This window comes from Janibacter limosus NBRC 16128 (assembly GCF_001570985.1).
In the GTDB taxonomy this organism is placed as follows: domain Bacteria; phylum Actinomycetota; class Actinomycetes; order Actinomycetales; family Dermatophilaceae; genus Janibacter; species Janibacter limosus.
This window is the reverse complement of sequence record NZ_BCSS01000052.1, coordinates 1-16,781: the sequence shown is the minus strand read 5'-3', so window position 1 is coordinate 16,781 and position 16,781 is coordinate 1. Positions and strand designations below refer to the sequence as shown.

Annotated in this window: 18 protein-coding genes; 11 read left to right on the top strand and 7 right to left on the bottom strand. The window is 70.5% G+C overall.

Annotated features, from left to right (window positions below; genetic code table 11):
• Positions 1 to 327: hypothetical protein (locus JLI01S_RS14935; protein WP_157074992.1), on the bottom strand; the 327-nt coding region annotated here is incomplete at its 3' end.
• 135 nt (positions 328 to 462) lie between these two features.
• Here JLI01S_RS14935 and JLI01S_RS14930 point away from each other — a divergent pair.
• The gene (locus JLI01S_RS14930; RefSeq protein WP_068266054.1) at positions 463 to 1,188 is read left to right on the top strand and encodes an AIM24 family protein; all 726 of its coding nucleotides are present in this window, start codon (positions 463 to 465) and stop codon (positions 1,186 to 1,188) included.
• Between the two features lie 28 nt (positions 1,189 to 1,216).
• On the opposite strand, the gene JLI01S_RS14925 is transcribed toward JLI01S_RS14930, so the two are convergent.
• A complete protein-coding gene (locus JLI01S_RS14925; RefSeq protein ID WP_245634649.1) occupies positions 1,217 to 2,032 on the bottom strand; it encodes a L,D-transpeptidase family protein in 816 nt (271 codons plus the stop codon).
• A 203-nt stretch (positions 2,033 to 2,235) separates the two neighbouring features.
• Between JLI01S_RS14925 and bsaP the strand changes: the two genes are divergently transcribed.
• A complete protein-coding gene (gene bsaP, locus JLI01S_RS14915) occupies positions 2,236 to 2,508 on the top strand; it encodes a biotin synthase auxiliary protein BsaP (protein ID WP_157074991.1) in 273 nt (90 codons plus the stop codon).
• Between the two features lie 3 nt (positions 2,509 to 2,511).
• On the opposite strand, the gene JLI01S_RS14910 is transcribed toward bsaP, so the two are convergent.
• Positions 2,512 to 2,988 (bottom strand): MarR family winged helix-turn-helix transcriptional regulator, encoded by a 477-nt coding sequence (locus tag JLI01S_RS14910; protein WP_068266048.1) that lies wholly within the window; start codon positions 2,986 to 2,988, stop codon positions 2,512 to 2,514.
• A 98-nt stretch (positions 2,989 to 3,086) separates the two neighbouring features.
• On the opposite strand from JLI01S_RS14910, the gene JLI01S_RS14905 reads away from it, so the two are divergent.
• From JLI01S_RS14905 to JLI01S_RS14870, 8 genes are all read left to right on the top strand, one after another.
• A complete protein-coding gene (locus tag JLI01S_RS14905) occupies positions 3,087 to 3,623 on the top strand; it encodes an NADPH-dependent FMN reductase (RefSeq protein WP_068266046.1) in 537 nt (178 codons plus the stop codon).
• 95 nt (positions 3,624 to 3,718) lie between these two features.
• Positions 3,719 to 4,309, top strand: a complete 591-nt coding sequence (locus JLI01S_RS14900; RefSeq protein ID WP_068266044.1) for a TetR/AcrR family transcriptional regulator — start codon at positions 3,719 to 3,721, stop codon at positions 4,307 to 4,309.
• Between the two features lie 75 nt (positions 4,310 to 4,384).
• Positions 4,385 to 6,685: an MMPL family transporter gene (locus JLI01S_RS14895; RefSeq protein WP_068266043.1), complete on the top strand. Its 2,301-nt coding sequence runs from the start codon at positions 4,385 to 4,387 to the stop codon at positions 6,683 to 6,685.
• Between the two features lie 127 nt (positions 6,686 to 6,812).
• Positions 6,813 to 7,886 carry a C2 family cysteine protease gene (locus JLI01S_RS14890; protein ID WP_169797347.1) on the top strand — a complete coding sequence of 358 codons (1,074 nt, stop codon included), beginning with the start codon at positions 6,813 to 6,815 and terminating at the stop codon, positions 7,884 to 7,886.
• Positions 7,883 to 8,251 carry a hypothetical protein gene (locus JLI01S_RS14885; protein ID WP_157074988.1) on the top strand — a complete coding sequence of 123 codons (369 nt, stop codon included), beginning with the start codon at positions 7,883 to 7,885 and terminating at the stop codon, positions 8,249 to 8,251. The genes JLI01S_RS14890 and JLI01S_RS14885 overlap by 4 nt, the downstream gene beginning before the upstream one ends.
• 65 nt (positions 8,252 to 8,316) lie before the next feature.
• Positions 8,317 to 9,354: a 2-dehydropantoate 2-reductase gene (locus JLI01S_RS14880; RefSeq protein ID WP_218005527.1), complete on the top strand. Its 1,038-nt coding sequence runs from the start codon at positions 8,317 to 8,319 to the stop codon at positions 9,352 to 9,354.
• Complete coding sequence (locus tag JLI01S_RS17185) at positions 9,351 to 9,935, top strand: AAA family ATPase (protein WP_068266037.1); 585 nt, start codon at positions 9,351 to 9,353, stop codon at positions 9,933 to 9,935. The genes JLI01S_RS14880 and JLI01S_RS17185 overlap by 4 nt, the downstream gene beginning before the upstream one ends.
• Positions 9,932 to 10,429, top strand: a complete 498-nt coding sequence (locus tag JLI01S_RS14870; RefSeq protein ID WP_068266036.1) for a low molecular weight protein-tyrosine-phosphatase — start codon at positions 9,932 to 9,934, stop codon at positions 10,427 to 10,429. Before JLI01S_RS17185 ends, JLI01S_RS14870 begins: the two co-directional genes overlap by 4 nt.
• A gap of 79 nt (positions 10,430 to 10,508) precedes the next feature.
• Here the strand turns inward: JLI01S_RS14870 and JLI01S_RS17675 are convergent, their stop codons facing one another.
• Positions 10,509 to 11,168 carry a transglycosylase family protein gene (locus tag JLI01S_RS17675; RefSeq protein ID WP_068266034.1) on the bottom strand — a complete coding sequence of 220 codons (660 nt, stop codon included), beginning with the start codon at positions 11,166 to 11,168 and terminating at the stop codon, positions 10,509 to 10,511.
• A 206-nt stretch (positions 11,169 to 11,374) separates the two neighbouring features.
• Here JLI01S_RS17675 and purB point away from each other — a divergent pair, with 206 nt between their 5' ends.
• Positions 11,375 to 12,784 carry an adenylosuccinate lyase gene (gene purB, locus JLI01S_RS14860; protein ID WP_068266030.1) on the top strand — a complete coding sequence of 470 codons (1,410 nt, stop codon included), beginning with the start codon at positions 11,375 to 11,377 and terminating at the stop codon, positions 12,782 to 12,784.
• 94 nt (positions 12,785 to 12,878) lie between these two features.
• Here the strand turns inward: purB and JLI01S_RS14855 are convergent, their stop codons facing one another.
• From JLI01S_RS14855 to JLI01S_RS14845, 3 genes are all read right to left on the bottom strand, one after another.
• Complete coding sequence (locus tag JLI01S_RS14855; RefSeq protein WP_068266028.1) at positions 12,879 to 15,005, bottom strand: MMPL family transporter; 2,127 nt, start codon at positions 15,003 to 15,005, stop codon at positions 12,879 to 12,881.
• 38 nt (positions 15,006 to 15,043) lie between these two features.
• Positions 15,044 to 16,159: an SGNH/GDSL hydrolase family protein gene (locus JLI01S_RS14850; protein ID WP_245634648.1), complete on the bottom strand. Its 1,116-nt coding sequence runs from the start codon at positions 16,157 to 16,159 to the stop codon at positions 15,044 to 15,046.
• A 108-nt stretch (positions 16,160 to 16,267) separates the two neighbouring features.
• Positions 16,268 to 16,781, bottom strand: a 514-nt coding sequence (locus JLI01S_RS14845) for a transglutaminase-like domain-containing protein (protein ID WP_169797346.1), incomplete at its 5' end; no start/stop codon positions are given.

Here is a 16,781-nt window from a genome sequence, read left to right as displayed (position 1 = left end):
CTCCGGCGGAGGCTGCGGGACCCCGTCGGACCCGCCGTGGCGCTGCGGTGGCGCCGGCACCCCGGCTGGCGACCGGCCCGTCGTCGCCAGGACGAAGTCGCGGATCGCGCCCCGCTGCTCCATCGCGCCGAGCACCGCCACCAGGTGCTGCTCGGCCGCGGGATCGGCCGGACGGCCGGTCGCGGCGAGGTACGCGAGCATCCCGAGATCGCGGTAGTGCTGGTCGATGTCCCCGAGATCCTTGCTCGACGTCGCCGAGTCGAGGGCCTGGTCCGCCCGGCCGGCCAGGTTTTCGTACCCGGCCCGTGCCTTGTCGAAGAAGCTCATCGCTGTCCCTTCGCGCCTGTGGTGGGCGACCGGCGCCCGGTGGGGAGTCATCACCCTAGATGCTGGGCGACGCCCCCTCTAGAGTGACGACCAACCGGCGCCCGCAGGGGGCAGCCACGCAGAAGGGCGTACGACATGCCGATCCACGGATCCCTCTTCACCGACTTCAAGGAAGAGCAGACCTCCGACCAGTTCTCGCTGCAGAACAAGAAGCTGCTCAAGGTCCAGATGGGCCACGGCCCGGTCATGGCACGGACGGGCTCGATGGTGGCCTACCAGGGCGACGTCCGCTTCGAGAACCAGGGCTCCGGCGGCGTCGGCAAGTTCCTCAAGCAGGCGGCCACCGGCGAGGGCGTCAAGATGATGACCTGCACCGGCCAGGGTGAGCTCTTCGTCGCCAACGAGGCCGACGACATCCAGGTCATGTACCTCGAGAACGACATGATCTCGGTCAACGGCAACAACATCCTGGCCTTCTCCTCCTCCATCGACTGGGACATCCACCGCATCCAGGCGCGCGGCGCCGCGATGACCGGCGGTCTCTACAACGTCGTCCTCAAGGGCAGCGGCTATGTCGCCATCACGACGAAGGGGGAGCCCGTCGCCCTCGACGTGGCGAGCGCCCCCACCTTTGGTGACGCCCAGGCCGTCGTCATGTGGACCGGTGGTGTGCGGATGGACATCAAGGTGGACACCGGCGGGCTGAAGTCGCTCGTGCGTGGTGGCACCGGCGAGACCTTCCAGATGGCCTTCGGCGGTCAGGGCTATGTCCTCGTGCAGCCGGCCGAGTCCGTGACGGACGGCGCCCACGGGCAGACCAAGAGCGGCGGCAGCAGCCTCGGGGACCTGCTGGGTGGCTGAGCGGCACTGATCCGGCACCCCAGAGGCGTCACCGCACGACGACGGTGGAGCCGACCGCCATGAGGTCCTTGCTCCAGATCATGTCCATCGCGCCATTGCTCACCCGCGCGCAGCCATGGGACGCGGGGTGGCCGGGGATCGAGCCGGCGCCGTGGACGGCGTAGCCGCCGTAGAAGTAGCGCGGGCTGTAGAGCGTCCCGAGCGGCGCGACCTCGTAGCCGCGGTGGACGCGACCGACGGCGAAGGTCCCCTTGGGCGTCACCGCCACCGCCGGGTGCCCGTGGGACATGTAGGTCTCCCCCGACGCCGTGCTGGTGTTGATGACGTACTCGATGCTCCCGCCCCGCACGACGACGAGCACCTGGCGCTTGATGTCGATGTCGATCCGGTCGGCCGGCCCGGCGGGCAGCGGCGGGAGCGTGCCCGCGGCGAGCGCCTCGAGCGTCTTGGGCCCGGCGATCCCGTCGCGGGAGAGGCCCGCGGACTTCTGCAGCGCCATGACGGCCTGCGAGGTCAGGTGCCCGTAGGTGCCGTCCGGTGTGCCGAGCCAGTACCCGATGGCACTGAGGTCGCGCTGCAGCTGTCGCACCCGCGGTCCGTCGTCGCCGGGACGAAGGGAGGTGTCCGCGGTCGTCGGGCTCGACGAGGGTGACGTCGAGCTGGTCGAGGACGACGACGTGCTGGAGGAGGAGCTCGAGATCGTGGCCGAGCCGGCGGGCGTGGAGGGCGTCGGGCTTCCCGAGTCCACGACCATCGGTGTGGCCTGCGGCGCCGTCTGCGTCCCGCAGGCCGCGAGCGCCGCCCCCATGACCAGCGCCATCACTGCCTGTCGTACCCGCGCCATGTCCTGCTCCCCTGTCCTGCGACCACGCCCCTGCGCGTGGTCATCACAAGGATGGACGCCGCTGAGGGCCGTCCGGTTGCATCGCGCCGTGACGTCGCCCAAAGGTGATCGGTCCGTGGCCGAGGCGTGGCCGAGCGGCGGCGGACCAGTGGCAGACCAGCACCGAGGCTCGAGCATCGCGTGACATGGGTGACAATCGACGCATGACTGACCTGCCCACCGCCGGCGACTCCGGCTGGAGCGACCCCGACACCCTCGGCGCCATCCCACCTGTCGTGGCCATGACCTACTGCGCTCGCTGCGGCAACTCCGCCAACAAGGGCAACCACGTCCTGTGCCGCCAGCGACTGGCCGCCGAGCCCCCCGTCCACTGCACGACCTGCCGCCGCACCCTGGCCGTGGAGAGGTCCGGGCGTGAGTGGACCGCCACCTGCAAGAAGCACGGCCAGACGACCGGGATCCTCCAGGACGCCTGAGGATCAGCAGGCGGTGCCCTCGCCGAGGAGATCCGTGAGCGCCTGACGCAGGGCCGCGGCGGCGTCCTCGCCGATGCGCCCGGCCCAGTCGCTCTCGACCTCCTCGAAGAGGCGGTGGACGATGACCTGGGCGCACTCCCCCTGCGTCGTGAGGGTGACGATGCGGGCGCGCTGGTCCTCCTCGTCGCGGCTGACGACAACGAAGCCGTTGCGCTCGAGGTGGGCGATCTGCTGACTGACGGCCTGCTTGGTCACCCCGCAGCGGTCGACGATGTCGCGGGCCCGGCGGGGACCCTCGGACAGGTGCCGCAGGACATTGGTGGAGTGCGCGAGCGAGAGGCCATCGATCTCGGAGGCACGCAGCCGTGCCTCGAAGTCCGCGATGAAGCTCGCCTGGGCCCTCGCGAGCAGGGTGACCAGCGGCGGCCGCCCGTCGGCGCCGGTGCAGGCGTCGACGATGGAGGGCTGGGGCGCGGTCATGCTCCTCATCATAAGCCATTGGTCAAGGACTTGACTTTGACAATTCCTGACGCGCACCATGGTCAAGCACTTGACCAACACGTCACCTGGAGTCCCCCATGAACGTCCTCGTCCTCCTCGGCAGCCTGCGCGCAGGCTCCACCAACCGCGCGCTCGCCGACGCAGCCGTCGCCCACCTGCCCGAGGGCTGCACCGCGACCGTCTTCAACCGCGGCGCAGAGCTGCCCCACTACTCCGAGGACCTCGACCTCGAGGGCCAGGTGCCCGAGGTCGCCGCCGAGCTGCGCTCCGCGGTCGCCGCCGCCGACGGCCTGATCGTCGTCACCCCGGAGTACAACGGCACGCTCTCCAGCGTTCTGAAGAACACCATCGACTGGGCCTCCCGCCCCTACGGCTCCGCATCGATCGGCGGCACCCCGGCCGTCGTCATGGCGGCCTCCGGCTCCCCCCGCGCGGCGGAGTGGGCGCGCCAGGACGCCGTGCGCACCCTCCAGGTCGCCGGCGCTGCTGTCATCGAGGAGACCTTTGGCGTCGGCGCGTCCTACGAGGCCTTCGCCGAGGGTCGGCTGGCCGACGACGAGGCCGACGCCGCCCTGCGCGCACTCGTCGCCCGACTGGTGCCCGTCCACGCCTGAGCCACCGAAGGGGGTCGGCCCACCGCGAGAGCGAGGGCCGGCCCCCTTCGTCCGCGATTTTGCACGGAGTCGCTGACAGTGCAAAACTGCACTCCGTGACCGATAGTGCAACCATCCCCCGGGTCGGCCGCAGCCGACGCGCCGCGATCATCGCCGCCGCCCAGCGGCTGTCCATCAGCTGCGGGTACTCCGGGTTCACCGTCGAGGACCTCGCCTCGGCCGTGGGCGTCTCCCGCCGCACCCTCTTCAACCACGTCTCCTCCAAGGAGGAAGCGGTCCTCGGCGTGCTGCCCGTCCTCACCGCCGACCAGGCCGAGACCCTGCGCAGCGGCGGGCCGACGGGTGACCTCTTCGAGGACCTGCTCGTCACGACGCTGCAGTGCCTGCGCTCCGACGAGGGCGACTTCGAGGACTGGCAGCAGCTGCACCACGTCATCGAGCGCAACCCCGAGCTCGTCGTGCGGGTCAAGACCCACGTCGACGAGCTCGCCGAGGAGATCGTCACCCACCTGTCCACCCGCGACGGCGTGGACCCCACACGCGCCCGGATGGCACTCACCCTCGTCGCCGGCATCGTCCAGCGCTCCGTCGAGGAGATCATCACCGACCCCACCAGCGGCCCTCTGCAGCAACGCATCCAGACCAACCTGACCCTCGCCCGGGAGATCCTCACCGCCCGGGGGTGACCCCCTTCGCTCCTGCATCACCGGTCCCGACGACGTGGCCGACCACCACCCACGACGCCTCGAAAGGCTCCTCCCATGGCTCACGCCCTCTACCGGCTCGGCCGGCTCGCGCACCGGCGCTGGCCCGCCTTCCTCATCGGCTGGCTGATCGTCCTCGTCGGCATCGGCGCGGCCGCCGGCACGCTGTCCAAGCCGCTCAGCGACAAGTTCACGATCCCCGGCATCGAGTCGGAGCAGACGCAGAACCTGCAGCAGGAGCTCTTCCCCAACACCCAGGACGCCTTCGACCAGGCCACCGGCACCGTCGTCGTCCAGGCGCCGCAGGGCGAAAAGCTCTCGGACCCGGCCAACACCGCGATCGTCGACACCCTGCTCGCGGACCTGCGAGAGGTGCCGCAGGCGGGTGACCCGGAGCAGTTCGTCAACCCCGTCATGGCAGCGAAGGGAGTGGAGCAGACCTATCTCGACAATGCCAAGAAGAACGGTCAGCCCACCGCCGTCGCCGAGGCCAATGCGGCGGCCGTCTCCCCCCTCACCGAGGACGGACGCACCGGCCTGATCCAGTGGACCTTCGACGTCGACACCGTCACCGATGTCGAGCAGGGCAGCCGGGACGCCGTGACCGCGGCCGTCGACGACGCTCGCGACGCCGGCCTGACCGTGGAGGCCACCGGCAGCGGCATGCAGGGCATGCCCGAGATGGGGATCACGAGCGAGCTCATCGGAGTGGCCATCGCGCTGCTCGTCCTCGTGCTGACCTTCGGCTCGCTCGTCGCCGCCGGCCTGCCGATCCTCACCGCGCTCGTCGGCGTGGGCATCGGGATCACGGGCATCACGGCCTCGACCGCCTTCTTCGACCTCGGCACGACCACCCCGATCCTCGCGTCGATGCTCGGGCTGGCTGTCGGGATCGACTACGCCCTCTTCATCCTCTCCCGCTACCGCACCGAGCTGCGACACACCACCGACCGGGGGCACGCGATCGGGCTGGCCGTCGGTCGCGCCGGGTCCGCCGTCGTCTTCGCCGGCCTGACCGTGATCATCGCGCTCGTCGCACTGGCCGTCGTCAACATCCCCTTCCTCACCGCCATGGGTCTGGCGGCAGCCGCGACCGTCCTGGTCGCCGTGCTCGTCGCCCTCACCCTGCTCCCCGCGATCCTCGGCGCCCTGGGCACCAAGGCCTTCGCCGGGCAGATCCGCAAGGACAAGTCCGTCGACGAGGGGCAGCACGTCGACAACGGCGGCACCCGCTGGGCGCGGGCCATCGGCTCCCACCCGGTCATCGCGGCACTCGTCGCCGTCCTCGCGCTGGGCGCCCTGGCGATCCCCGCCAAGGACCTCCACCTCGCCCTGCCGAGCGACTCCACCGCCGCTGCGGACACCTCGCAGCGCAAGGCGGCGGACCTCATGGCCGACGGCTTCGGCCCCGGCCAGGGGGCTCGCATGGTCGTCGTCGTCGACGGTCGCGAGCTCGAGGACCCACGTCAGGCCCCGGCCACCTACGGCGAGGTCAGCGCGTGGCTCGGCGGGCTCGACGGCGTCGCCAACGCCCAGGTCGTGGGCATGAACGAGGACGCCACCGGCGCCCAGCTCATGGTCACCCCGACCACTGGCGCCAGCGACGAGGCCACCGAGGACCTGCTCCACGAGATCCGCGACGGGATCCCCGCCCAGGAGTCCTCGACGAGCACGACGATCGGCGTCACCGGGCTGACCGCGATCCAGACCGATGTGTCCGAAAAGCTGCAGGACGCGCTCGTGCCGTACCTCGCGGTGGTCGTCGGGCTCGCCTTCATCCTGCTCATGCTTGTCTTCCGCTCGATCCTCGTGCCGCTCACCGCGACGCTCGGCTTCGTGCTGTCGACGATGGCCACGATCGGTGCCACGGTCGCGATCTTCCAGCAGGGCGCCTTCGGGCTGGTCGCTGGCGCACCGCTGGTCAGCTTCCTGCCGATCCTCATGATCGGCATCGTCTTCGGCCTCGCGATGGACTACCAGGTCTTCCTCGTGACCCGGATGCGTGAGGCCTACATCCACGGGGACAGCGCCCCCGAAGCCGTCGTCGACGGCTTCCGTCACGGTGCCCGCGTCGTCACCGCGGCCGCGGCCATCATGATCTCGGTCTTCTCCGCCTTCATGCTCCAGCCGGACAACCTCATCAAGTCGATGGGCTTCGCGCTGGCCGCGGCCGTCCTCCTCGACGCCTTCGTCGTGCGGATGCTGCTCATCCCCGCGCTGATGTACCTCCTCGGCGACACGGCGTGGGCGATGCCGCGCTGGCTCGACAAGCTCCTGCCCAATGTCGACGTCGAGGGTGAGGCCCTCACTCGGCGCACGTCCGCCGCCGACGCGGAGGAGCTCGTCCCGGCGAGCTGACACCGCAGCGAGCGAAGGGGGTCTGGCCGACTGGCCGGGCCTCCTCCGTCGTCGTCAGGCCGGGGAGCGCTCCCCCTCGCCCGCGATGCGGATCGGACCTAGGGTCGACCCAGGCGAAGGGGGACACATGACGGTCAGTGACGGGATGGATGTCGCGCGGATCCGCGGCATCGCGGCGCAGCTGCGTGGCCAGGGCGAGGTGATGACCGGCGTGGCCGAGCAGGGTCGCGCCAGCCTCGCGGTGCTCGAGGGCGCGTGGTCGGGAGATGACCTGCTCGGCTTCAGTCACGAGTGGACCGGCGCCGAGCGCGCTGCCCACTCCGCGGCGGACATGGTGCGGGACTGTGCACGCACGCTCGACCGGCAGGCGGAAGACCAGGACGACGGCTCGGCCGGCGACGGCTCGGCCGGTCGTTGGACGGCGCCCACGGCCCCCGGCGAGGAGAGCGGGCAGAGCAAGGAGAAGGACAACCCCAACTACGACCCCGACCGCGGCAGCGCCGAGGACACCGAGATCAAGGGGCCCCTCTTCCGCGATGGCGTCTCGCCGACCGATGTCGAGCAGGGCTCGCTCAACGACTGCTGGTTCATCGCCTCGATGCAGTCCATCGCCGCCACCGACCCCGACGTCATCGAACGCAACATCACGGACAACGGCGACGGCACCTACGACGTGACGCTCTACCGCGACGGCGAGCCGGTCACCTATCGCGTCGACGCCACCCTCCCCGCACACGGCCAGAACCCCGTCTTCGCTGACAACTCCAGCTCTGACGAGCGCGAGCTGTGGCCGCTGCTGTACGAAAAGGCGATGGCCCAGCACATGGGCGGCAGCTGGGACGACATGGACTTCGACACCGCGGCCCAGGGCCTTGAGGCGATCACCGGCCGCGACGTCGACTCGCACGAGACCGGCGACGGTGGATTCCTGGGCTTCGGTGGTGCGCCCGACATCGACGAGATGCGCGAGATCCTCGACAACAACGGCCAGATCATGCTCGACTCGCACGACACCATCGGGGACCGGCCGCTCTACGAGGACGACACCATCGCCAAGAACCACATGTACTGGGTCAAGGGCATCACCGACGACGGTCAGCTGCAGATCGTCAACCCCTGGGACCCGAGCGCCGAGCCGATCGAGATGTCCTACGACGACTACAAGGACAACTTCAGCCACGTCAACACGGTGCAGCCGTGATGCGCCGGGTCGCCGCCTCTCTCCTGGCCTGCTGTGCCCTCGCGGGGTGCAGCGGTCAGGCCACCCCAGCCGACACCAGCACCCAGAGCGCGACCGAGACCACGACCCAGGAGACCAAGACCCCGATGCCCGACGCGACGACGCTCAAGGAAAACCTGCCGACCGAGGTCAACGGCGTGCGCCTCATCGCCTACAACATCGAGGCCGACCGTGCCGGCCTCCACCTGGGGCCGGACAAGGTCACCATCACCCTCGACGAGACGATCTCGGTCGGAGGCACCGACTACACCGTCGCGGAGCTCGAGCCGAGCGACAAGGCCCGCGGCGATCATGCCAACGGCTGGGTCTCCCTCACCGCTCGGTGAGCAACATAGGATCGCACCACCGGACCACGCCCGGTCCGGATCGACTCGCGCAAGGGGTGACGAGAGTGGATCGCACGAGAGTCGCCGTCATGGGCGCGGGCAGCATCGGCTGCCATCTCGGCGGGTGGCTGGCCGCGGCCGCCGACGTGACGCTCATCGGCCGTCAACCCCTCGTCGACGCCGTCGCGCGTGAGGGCCTGACGGTCACCGACCTGCGAGGACACACCCGGACGGTCCGCCCGGACGGGCTGACCCTGGCCACGGAGGCCAGCGCCGTCGTGGGGGCCCACTACGTCCTGCTCACGACCAAGACGCTCGGTACCCAGGCAGCCGTGCGTCAGATCGCGCCGTACCTGCAACCCGACTCGGTCGTCATCTCGATGCAGAACGGCCTGCGCAATGCCACGCAGATCGACGAAGCCCTCGCCGGGGCCTTCCCCAGCCGCGCGTCGCGGCCCTTCGTCCTGTCCGGGATGGTGCCCTTCAACGTCGTGCGCGCCGGCGAGACCCATTGGGCGCAGACGACGAGCGGCCACATCCGGGTCAAGGACCACCCCCGCGTGGACCCCTTCGTGCGGGCAGCGCAGGGCAGCGGCCTGAGGGTCGAGGTCGACCCGGACATGCGCGCGGTGCTCTTCGGCAAGCTCCTGCTCAACCTCAACAACGCGATCAATGCGCTCACCGGTCTCCCCCTGGCAGTCCAGCTGCGTGACCGCGACTGCCGCACCGTGCTCGCTGCCTGTCAGGACGAGTCGCTGGCCCTGGCCCGCCGGCTCGGGATCAACCCCTCCCGGCTGACCCCGCTCCCGGCGGCCGCCATGCCCACACTGCTGCGCTCCCCCACGCCCGTCTTCGCCAACCTCTCGCGCAGCGCGCTCAAGGTCTCGCCGACGGCCCGCTCGTCCATGGCCGACGACCTCGACGCCGGACGCCCCACCGAGATCGACGAGCTGCAAGGCGTGATCGTGCAGGTCGGGGCCGACCACGGCTCCCCCGCGCCCGTCTGCGCCCGCATCGTCGAGCTCATCCGCGAGGCAGAGGCCGCTGGCCCCGACCGGCACCGCTGGACCGGCGCCCAGCTGCGTCGGGCGGTCGGGCTGTGAGCACCCTCGCGGAGCTCTCGCTGCCCCGTGCCGTGCTCGTCGCCGACACGGACGGCGCCGACGCCGGCCTCGCTGCCGCTGCCCTGGTCGCGACGCTCGCGCACGCTGGCACAACCGTCGGCTCCCTCCGGGTCGACGCAGGCGGCGAGCCGGTCGTGCGCCAGGCCGTGACTGCAGTCGGCGCTGACCACGACGTCCTCGTCATCGGTGCTGCTGCCGGTCTGCTCGTCCCGCTCGACGCTCGGGGTGGGACGCTGGCGGACGTGGGCACCGCCCTTCGCTACAAGGGGGTCTCCACCGGCGCAGTCCTCGCGACGACCGGTGGGCCGGCCGCACCCAATGTCCTCGCGCTCAGCGCCGAGGCGCTCTCCCGGCGAGAGCTGCCCGTCATCGGGGTCATCGTCGTGCGCGCTCGGCACGCCGACGGCGAGGCGACGAGTCCGGCCCGCCTGGCGGCTGCCGCGGGGGCGCCGCTGCTCGCCGTCCTGTCCGGCGACCTCGCCGACGCCGACCCGTCGTCACTCGGGTCACAGGCAGCTCTCGGGTTTTCCACGGACTCATGGGAGACGATGACGCCATGACATATCGCATCACCGTGGTGTGCACCGGCAACATCTGCCGCTCCCCCATGGCCGAGTGGGTGCTGCGCGAGCGCTTCGAGGCCGCCGGTCTCGGTGAGCAGGTCATCATCGACTCAGCCGGCACCACCGCGTGGGAAGAAGGCAACTCCGCCGACGACCGGACCGTCGCCGCGATGCAGCGCCACGGGCACACCGGGGACTACTCCGGTCACCGGGCGCGGGTCTTCGACAAGCGGTGGTTCGAGGACCGCGACCTTGTCCTGGCGGCCGACCACGGGCACCACACCGTGCTGCGCCGGCTCGCCGGCACCGACGAGGCCAAGGACCGCGTGCGGATGATCCGCTCCTTCGACCCGGCCGGCCTCAAGGGCGACGCTCTCGCGATCGATGACCCCTGGTACGGCGACGACTCGTCCTTCGACCAGACCTACGCCGAGGTCACGGCGGCTGCCGACGGCATCGTCGAGCACGTCCGGCGCCAGCTGGAGGGCTGACCCCGGCACACCGCCGGCCAAGACGACGGGCGGCCCGCTCTCCCCTGAGAGCGGCCGCCCGTCGGGCGTGGGTGCTGCGTCAGGCGCCGTTGGTCGCGGTGAGACCGGCCTCCTGCGAGCAGACGGGCCAGGCGCCGGGGCCCTGACCCTCGAGGACCTTCTGCGCGATCTCGACTTGCTGGGCGGTGGTCGCCTGGTCAGCAGTCGGGGCGTACTGGTCACCGCCGTAGGCGAGCCACGTCTCGTAGCTGAACTGCAGGCCGCCGTAGTAGCCGTTGCCCGTGTTGATGTCCCAGTCACCGCCGGACTCGCAGTCGGCGACGGAGTCCCAGACGGACGGGTAGCTACCGGCAGTCGTGCTGTCGGCAGTGTCCGTGGTCGTCGTGTCGGTGGTGGTCTCGGTGGTCGAGGAGTCGGTGGTCGACGTCTCGGTGGTCGAGGTCGCCTCCGGCGCGCTCGGCGCCGGAGCGGCGTCACGCGTCAGGGAGCTGTGGTCGGATGCCTGCTCGAGGGCACGATCGGAGGCGTGCTCCGCGCCCTGACCGCGGTCGGCGGGCAGGCCGGTCAGGCCCTTGGCCTCGCCGGAGGGCTGTGCCTGCTCGCTGGCGTGGCCGGCGGCTGGGCCCGCGCCGGGTCCGGCGGCCATCGCGGTCGTGGTGCCGGCCATGCTCAGCAGGCCAGCGACGGCGAGCGCTTGGGCGGCGCGGCGGGTGGTGCTCTGACGGGTGGTGGATGTCATGGGGACTCCTCCTCGTCGATAGGTACGCGGCCGAGGCCACGAGCGGTCGAGGACCGCATCGGTCGCCCCCGACGCTCTGGCTGTCGGGGACCCCCCACGGTAAGCACAGGTGCTCCAAAGATCTCAAATCGATAACGGCGCGAAGGGGAGCCCCGCCACCTCGGACACGGGAGGGACCTCCCTTCGCCGGATGGGAGGATGTGCCCATGCAGAGCCTCGCTGACGCCACGCCCCAGATCGCCCTCGGCGCGCTCGACGGTCGCTACCGTCCCGCCGTCTCACCGCTCATCGACCACCTGAGTGAGCCTGCGCTCAACCGCATGCGGGTGCACGTCGAGGTCGAGTGGCTGATCCACCTGACGACCCAGCAGGTCGTGCCGGGCGTGCGGCAGCTCACCGAGACCGAGCAGGCCGAGCTGCGCCAGGTCGTCCAGGACTTCGGCCCCGAGGACATCGCGGAGCTGGGTGCCACCGAAAAGGTCACGCAGCACGACGTCAAGGCCGTCGAGTACTACCTCAAGGAGCGGCTGCGCAAGATCGCGCCGGCACCCGAGGACGCGGGCCTGTCCGAGCTGATCCACTTCTGCTGCACCAGCGAGGACATCAACAACCTCGCCTACGCCCTCATGGTCCAGGGGGCCGTCGAGGATGTCTGGCTCCCCCGCGCCGACGCGCTCGCCGAGGCCGTCGCGACGATGGCCGACGAGCTGCGTGAGGTGCCGCTGCTCGCCCACACCCACGGTCAGCCGGCGACGCCGACGACCATGGGCAAAGAACTGGCAGTGCTGGCGGCCCGACTGATGCGCCAGCTGCGTCGCATCCAGGGCGACGAGTACCTCGGCAAGCTCAACGGCGCGACCGGCACCTTTGGTGCGCACCTGGCCGCCGTCCCCGAGGCCGACTGGGTCGAGGTCTCGCGCACCTTTGTCGAAGGCCTGGGCCTCACGTGGAACCCGCTCACCACGCAGATCGAGTCGCACGACTGGCAGGCGGAGATCTACGCCGACATCGCGCGCTACAACCGCGTACTGCACAACCTGTGCACCGACCTGTGGTCGTACATCTCGATGGGCTACTTCGCCCAGGTCCGCGGTCAGGGCACCGTCGGGTCGAGCACCATGCCGCACAAGGTCAACCCGATCCGGTTTGAAAACGCGGAGGCCAACCTCGAGGTCAGCAACGCCCTCCTCGACGTCCTCGCCTCGACGCTCGTCACCTCACGCCTGCAGCGCGACCTCACGGACAGCTCGATGCAGCGCAACATCGGCACCGCCCTGGGTCACTCGCTGCTCGCGATCGACAACGCGGGTCGTGGGCTCGCCGGTCTCGACGCGGTCCCCGCGGCGATGGCTGCCGACCTCGACGGCAACTGGGAGGTGCTCGGTGAGCCCATCCAGTCGGTCATGCGTGCGCTCGGGGCCCGCGGTGTCGAGGGCATGGACGAGCCCTACGAGCGGCTCAAGGAGCTCACCCGCGGCCGTCGCATCGGCCAGCCCGAGCTCGTCGAGTTCGTCAAGGGCCTCGGCCTGCCCACAGATGTCGAGGAGCGCGTCGCCGCGATGACCCCCGCCACCTACATCGGCGTCGCCCCGCAGCTGGTCGACCTGCTCGACTGAGTCCGCGCCGACCCCCTGAGTGGAGGCGAACGCGCGGGCGATTCGTCCGCGCGTTCGCCTCCACCCGCCAAGGGGGGAGACGAAGGGTGGCTGCTCAGTCCTCGAGCGTCGCGCCCTCGTCGTCGGGAACCATCCGGCCGGCCCACGGCCACCAGATGCGGTTGCCCAGGTCGGCGGCGATCGCCGGCACGAGGATCGAGCGGGTGACGATCGTGTCGAGCAGCACGCCGAAGGCCACGATGAAGGCGATCTGCGCGAGGAAGAGCAGCGGGATCACCCACAGCGCCGAGAAGGTCGCGGCGAGCACCACGCCCGCGCTCGTGATGACGCCACCGGTGACGGCCACCGCGCGCCGGATGCCGCGCCGCGTCCCGACCTGCAGCGACTCCTCACGCGCCCTCGTCATGAGGAAGATCGAGTAGTCGACGGCGAGCGCGACGAGGAAGACGAAGCCGAGGACCGGCGTCGACGGGTCGGCTCCCGGCTGGCCGAGGACCTTGGTGAAGAGCACCGCCGAGATCCCTAGCGTCGCGGCGAAGGTCAGGACGTTGACCGCGACGAGCAGCACTGCGGCAGCGACGGATCGCAGCAGGGCCATGAGGATCAAGGTGACGACGACCAGGATGGCCGGGACGACGACGCGGTAGTCACGGGTGCTCGCGTCATCGGTGTCGACGGTCGTGGCCGTGGACCCTCCGACGAGGATCCCCTCGTCGACCTCGTGCAGCTGAATGCGCAGGTCCCGCACGACGTCGCGGGCCTCCTCGGACTCCGAGCCCACGGTCAGCGTCGCCGACAGGAGGGTCGTGCCGGACCCGGTCGTCGACTCCTTGGCCTCTACTCGCTCGGCGACGTCGGCGTGCTCGGTGAGCACGCCCTGTGCCTCCTGCACGGCAGCATCGGGCACGACGACCTGCACCGGCTGCTGGTCCCCACCGTCGAAGTGGCGGTCGAGCACCTCCTGCCCGTCGACCGACTCCACCTGCGTGGTGAAGAACTGCGCCTGGGTGATCCCCGAGGTGGGGAAGGTCAGCGCCGCAGCGGCAGCCACGAGCAGCACCGCGGTGGTGACGACCCAGGTCAGTCGCGGCCGCCGCGTGACACGGCGAGCGACGGAGGACCAGAGGCGGTGCTTCGGCGCGGTCCCCCGCTTGGGCACCGACGGCCAGAAGGCCGCCCGACCCAGCAGGGCGAGCGCTGCCGGGAGCAGGGTCAGCGCGGAGACCATCGCACCGAGGATGCCCAGGGCACCCACGGGTCCGAGACCGGAGATGTTGCCGAGGTCCGACAGCAGGAGGCAGAGCAACCCGGCGATGACCGTGCCACCACTGGCCGCGACCGGTCCGAGCGTCTGCCGCCACGCGACCGCGAGCGCCGGCAGCGGGTCGCGCGAGTGCAGCTCCTCGCGGTATCGGGCGACGAGCAGCAGCGAGTAGTCGGTCGCGGCCCCGACGACGAGGATGAAGAGGATCCCCTGGCTCTGCCCCGAGAGCTGGATCCACTGGGCGTCGGCCATCGGGTAGATGAGCAGGGCAGCGAGCGACAGGCCGAAGATGCTCGTTAGCAGCACGACGAAGGGGAGCACCGGGCTGCGGTAGACGACGAGCAGGATGACCAGGACGACGACCAGCGTCACGAGCAGGAGCAGCCCGTCGATGCCCGCGAAGGCCTCACCGAGGTCCGCGGCGAACCCGGCCGGTCCGGTCACCGCGACCGTGGCGCCGTCGACCTGCGGACCGAGATCGGCTCGCAGGTCCTCGACGAGCAGGTTGGAGATGCTCGTCTCGTCGACTGTCTCCTCCACGGCCTGCGCGTCGAGGCTGACCACGGCGATCGCCGCCTCCCCGTCCTCGGAGGGGATGACCGGGACCTTCGGCGCGGTCAGGTAGTCGGCCACCGTCCCGGGGACGCCTTCGGCCGACTGCTCAGGCAGTTGCTTCGCCCAGCTCTGCAGTTCGCCGAGCGCTGCCGGTGACAGTCCCCCTTCGCCCTCCACCGTGAGGATCAACGGCAAGGTGGCGTCGGCGTTGAAGCCCGGGAGCTGCTCAGCGACCCGCGTCGACTCCGCCGACTGCGGGAGGAAGGACGCCTGGTCGTTGTTCTGCACGCTCGAGAGCTGACCGACGAGCGGTCCGCCGACCCCCGCGAGCGCGAACCACAGGACGAGGATGATGCCGGCGAGGACTCGCACCCGGGGACGTGACAGCGCTCTGGAGACCATGCGCAAACCTTATACGAAGATTGTACAGTCGGTCGACCTCACATCGCGGCGTACAGAGCGAGGGCGTTCGCGCCCCAGCCGGCAGCGTTGGGGTGGACCCATTCGCTGTACTCGCGGCCCACACCCAGCACGGGCACGAGCCAGGAGTTGCTGTTGTCGGCGCCGAGGGGCGTCGGGTCGATGCCGTGGGTGAAGCCGCCCCAGTCCTTCTTGACGTCGACAAAAATGAAACCGCCACGACCGGGCGTGGTGCGGTCGAGCTCGGCCATCGCGGCGCGCTGGGTGTTGTCGCCGCGGCGCTGGAGCAGGTCGAGCTCCTTGCCGAAGTCGTAGGTGGAGCTGAGCTTGTGGGAGTTGGTGTTGATCAGGTGCGGGTACCCGAGCAGGTAGACGTCCGCGCGCCCACCGGAGCGGTCATGCACGGCCTTGAGCGTGGTCTTGGTCCGCTGCTTCATGTCGGCGAGCTGGGAGTTGGCCGAGTCGATGGCCTTTTTGCAGCCGCTGGCCGAGCGCAGCGCCAGGCACTGGGTGACGATGGTCGTGAAGGCGAGGTCGTTGCCGCCGATGGTGACGAAGACGGCGTCCGTGGATGTCGTCACCGAGTTGATCTGTGGCCGGGCCGTCAGCTGGCAGCGCACCGTCGCCGTGAAGAGCGTGCCGACAGAAGCGCTCGAACGGATCGAGTACGTGTAGGAGAAGTCGGGCTGCTTCGGGGTGCCGCACAGCGCGTCGGCCTTGGCCTGCTTGAGCCACTGGGCTCGAGCATCGACGGCCCCCACGAGGACCCGGTAGGTCTTGGTCCGCAGCGACGACGAGCCGAGCGCGCGGGGCTTGAGGATGTCGTCGAGGACACCGCCGCTGCACGCCGCATTGGTGTAGGTCGCGCCCTGACGCGTCGCGACCCGCTGGCCGTAGTTGTTGGGCGAGCGCCAGCACGACTTCTCGGTGTAGCTGCCGGCGCCGTTGCCCGCGGAGTAGGAGTCACCGAGCTGCACGTAGTGCGGCTTCGGGGCGGCGGCGGAGGCCGCGGACGCCCCTGGGGCGCTGAGTCCGACCCCGGCGGCGACGGCGGCGATCGTGGCGACGATGGACAGGGCGCGACGACGGCGCATGAGGACCTCCCGGACATGGTCGATCCCCATCGATCGACTCAACTACCGGAGAGTAACCTACTTATGAGTAACCTGACCAGACCCGTCTCAGGGAACCTGTCCCGGGTCAGGGCATGGCCGCGACGGCTGCAGGTAACCGGCTGGCGAGACTCAGGCCAGGCGCACCAGAGCGGTGGAGTCCTCGCGGGGCAGCTGACCCTCGGTGAGGACCGCTGTGACCTCTTGCCGGTTGAAGGTCATCCGGCCACCCCGGGTGGTGAGGAAGGCGGTGTCCGCGGCGTCACGGCCCGTCGCGATGCGGACCATCGCCTCGCGCGGCGCCATGCTCGTCGCGTCGACGATGTGCCACGCCCCCTCGACCCAGACCTCGGCCACTGCGTGGAAGTCCATCGGCTGCAGGCCCGGCGCATAGACCGACACGAGCCGCGCCGGCGTGCCGAGGGCGCGCAGGAGTGCGACGACGACGTGGGCGAAGTCGCGGCAGACGCCCGACGCCTGGAGGATCGAGTCCACGGCGCCATCGGTCCCGCGGCTTGCGCCGGAGATGTACGACATGTGGGTGTTGACCCAGAGCGCGACGGCCTTGACCCGCTCGAAGTTGGACTGGTCCGGGAAGAGCTGCGCGGCCATCGGCGCGAGCCGGTCGGACTCCGCGTAGCGGCTC

Bases quoted from the DNA above. Each gene is read 5' to 3' on its own strand.
- JLI01S_RS14905 (WP_068266046.1), top strand. From the start codon at position 3,087: ATGAACGTCCTCGTCCTCCTCGGCAGCCTGCGCGCAGGCTCCACCAAC.
- JLI01S_RS14930 (WP_068266054.1), top strand. From the start codon at position 463: ATGCCGATCCACGGATCCCTCTTCACCGACTTCAAGGAAGAGCAGACC.
- JLI01S_RS14895 (WP_068266043.1), top strand. From the start codon at position 4,385: ATGGCTCACGCCCTCTACCGGCTCGGCCGGCTCGCGCACCGGCGCTGG.
- JLI01S_RS17675 (WP_068266034.1), bottom strand. From the start codon at position 11,168: ATGACATCCACCACCCGTCAGAGCACCACCCGCCGCGCCGCCCAAGCG.
- bsaP (WP_157074991.1), top strand. From the start codon at position 2,236: ATGACTGACCTGCCCACCGCCGGCGACTCCGGCTGGAGCGACCCCGAC.
- JLI01S_RS14870 (WP_068266036.1), top strand. From the start codon at position 9,932: ATGACATATCGCATCACCGTGGTGTGCACCGGCAACATCTGCCGCTCC.
- JLI01S_RS14925 (WP_245634649.1), bottom strand. From the start codon at position 2,032: ATGGCGCGGGTACGACAGGCAGTGATGGCGCTGGTCATGGGGGCGGCG.
- JLI01S_RS14910 (WP_068266048.1), bottom strand. From the start codon at position 2,988: ATGACCGCGCCCCAGCCCTCCATCGTCGACGCCTGCACCGGCGCCGAC.
- JLI01S_RS14890 (WP_169797347.1), top strand. From the start codon at position 6,813: ATGACGGTCAGTGACGGGATGGATGTCGCGCGGATCCGCGGCATCGCG.
- purB (WP_068266030.1), top strand. From the start codon at position 11,375: ATGCAGAGCCTCGCTGACGCCACGCCCCAGATCGCCCTCGGCGCGCTC.
- JLI01S_RS14855 (WP_068266028.1), bottom strand. From the start codon at position 15,005: ATGGTCTCCAGAGCGCTGTCACGTCCCCGGGTGCGAGTCCTCGCCGGC.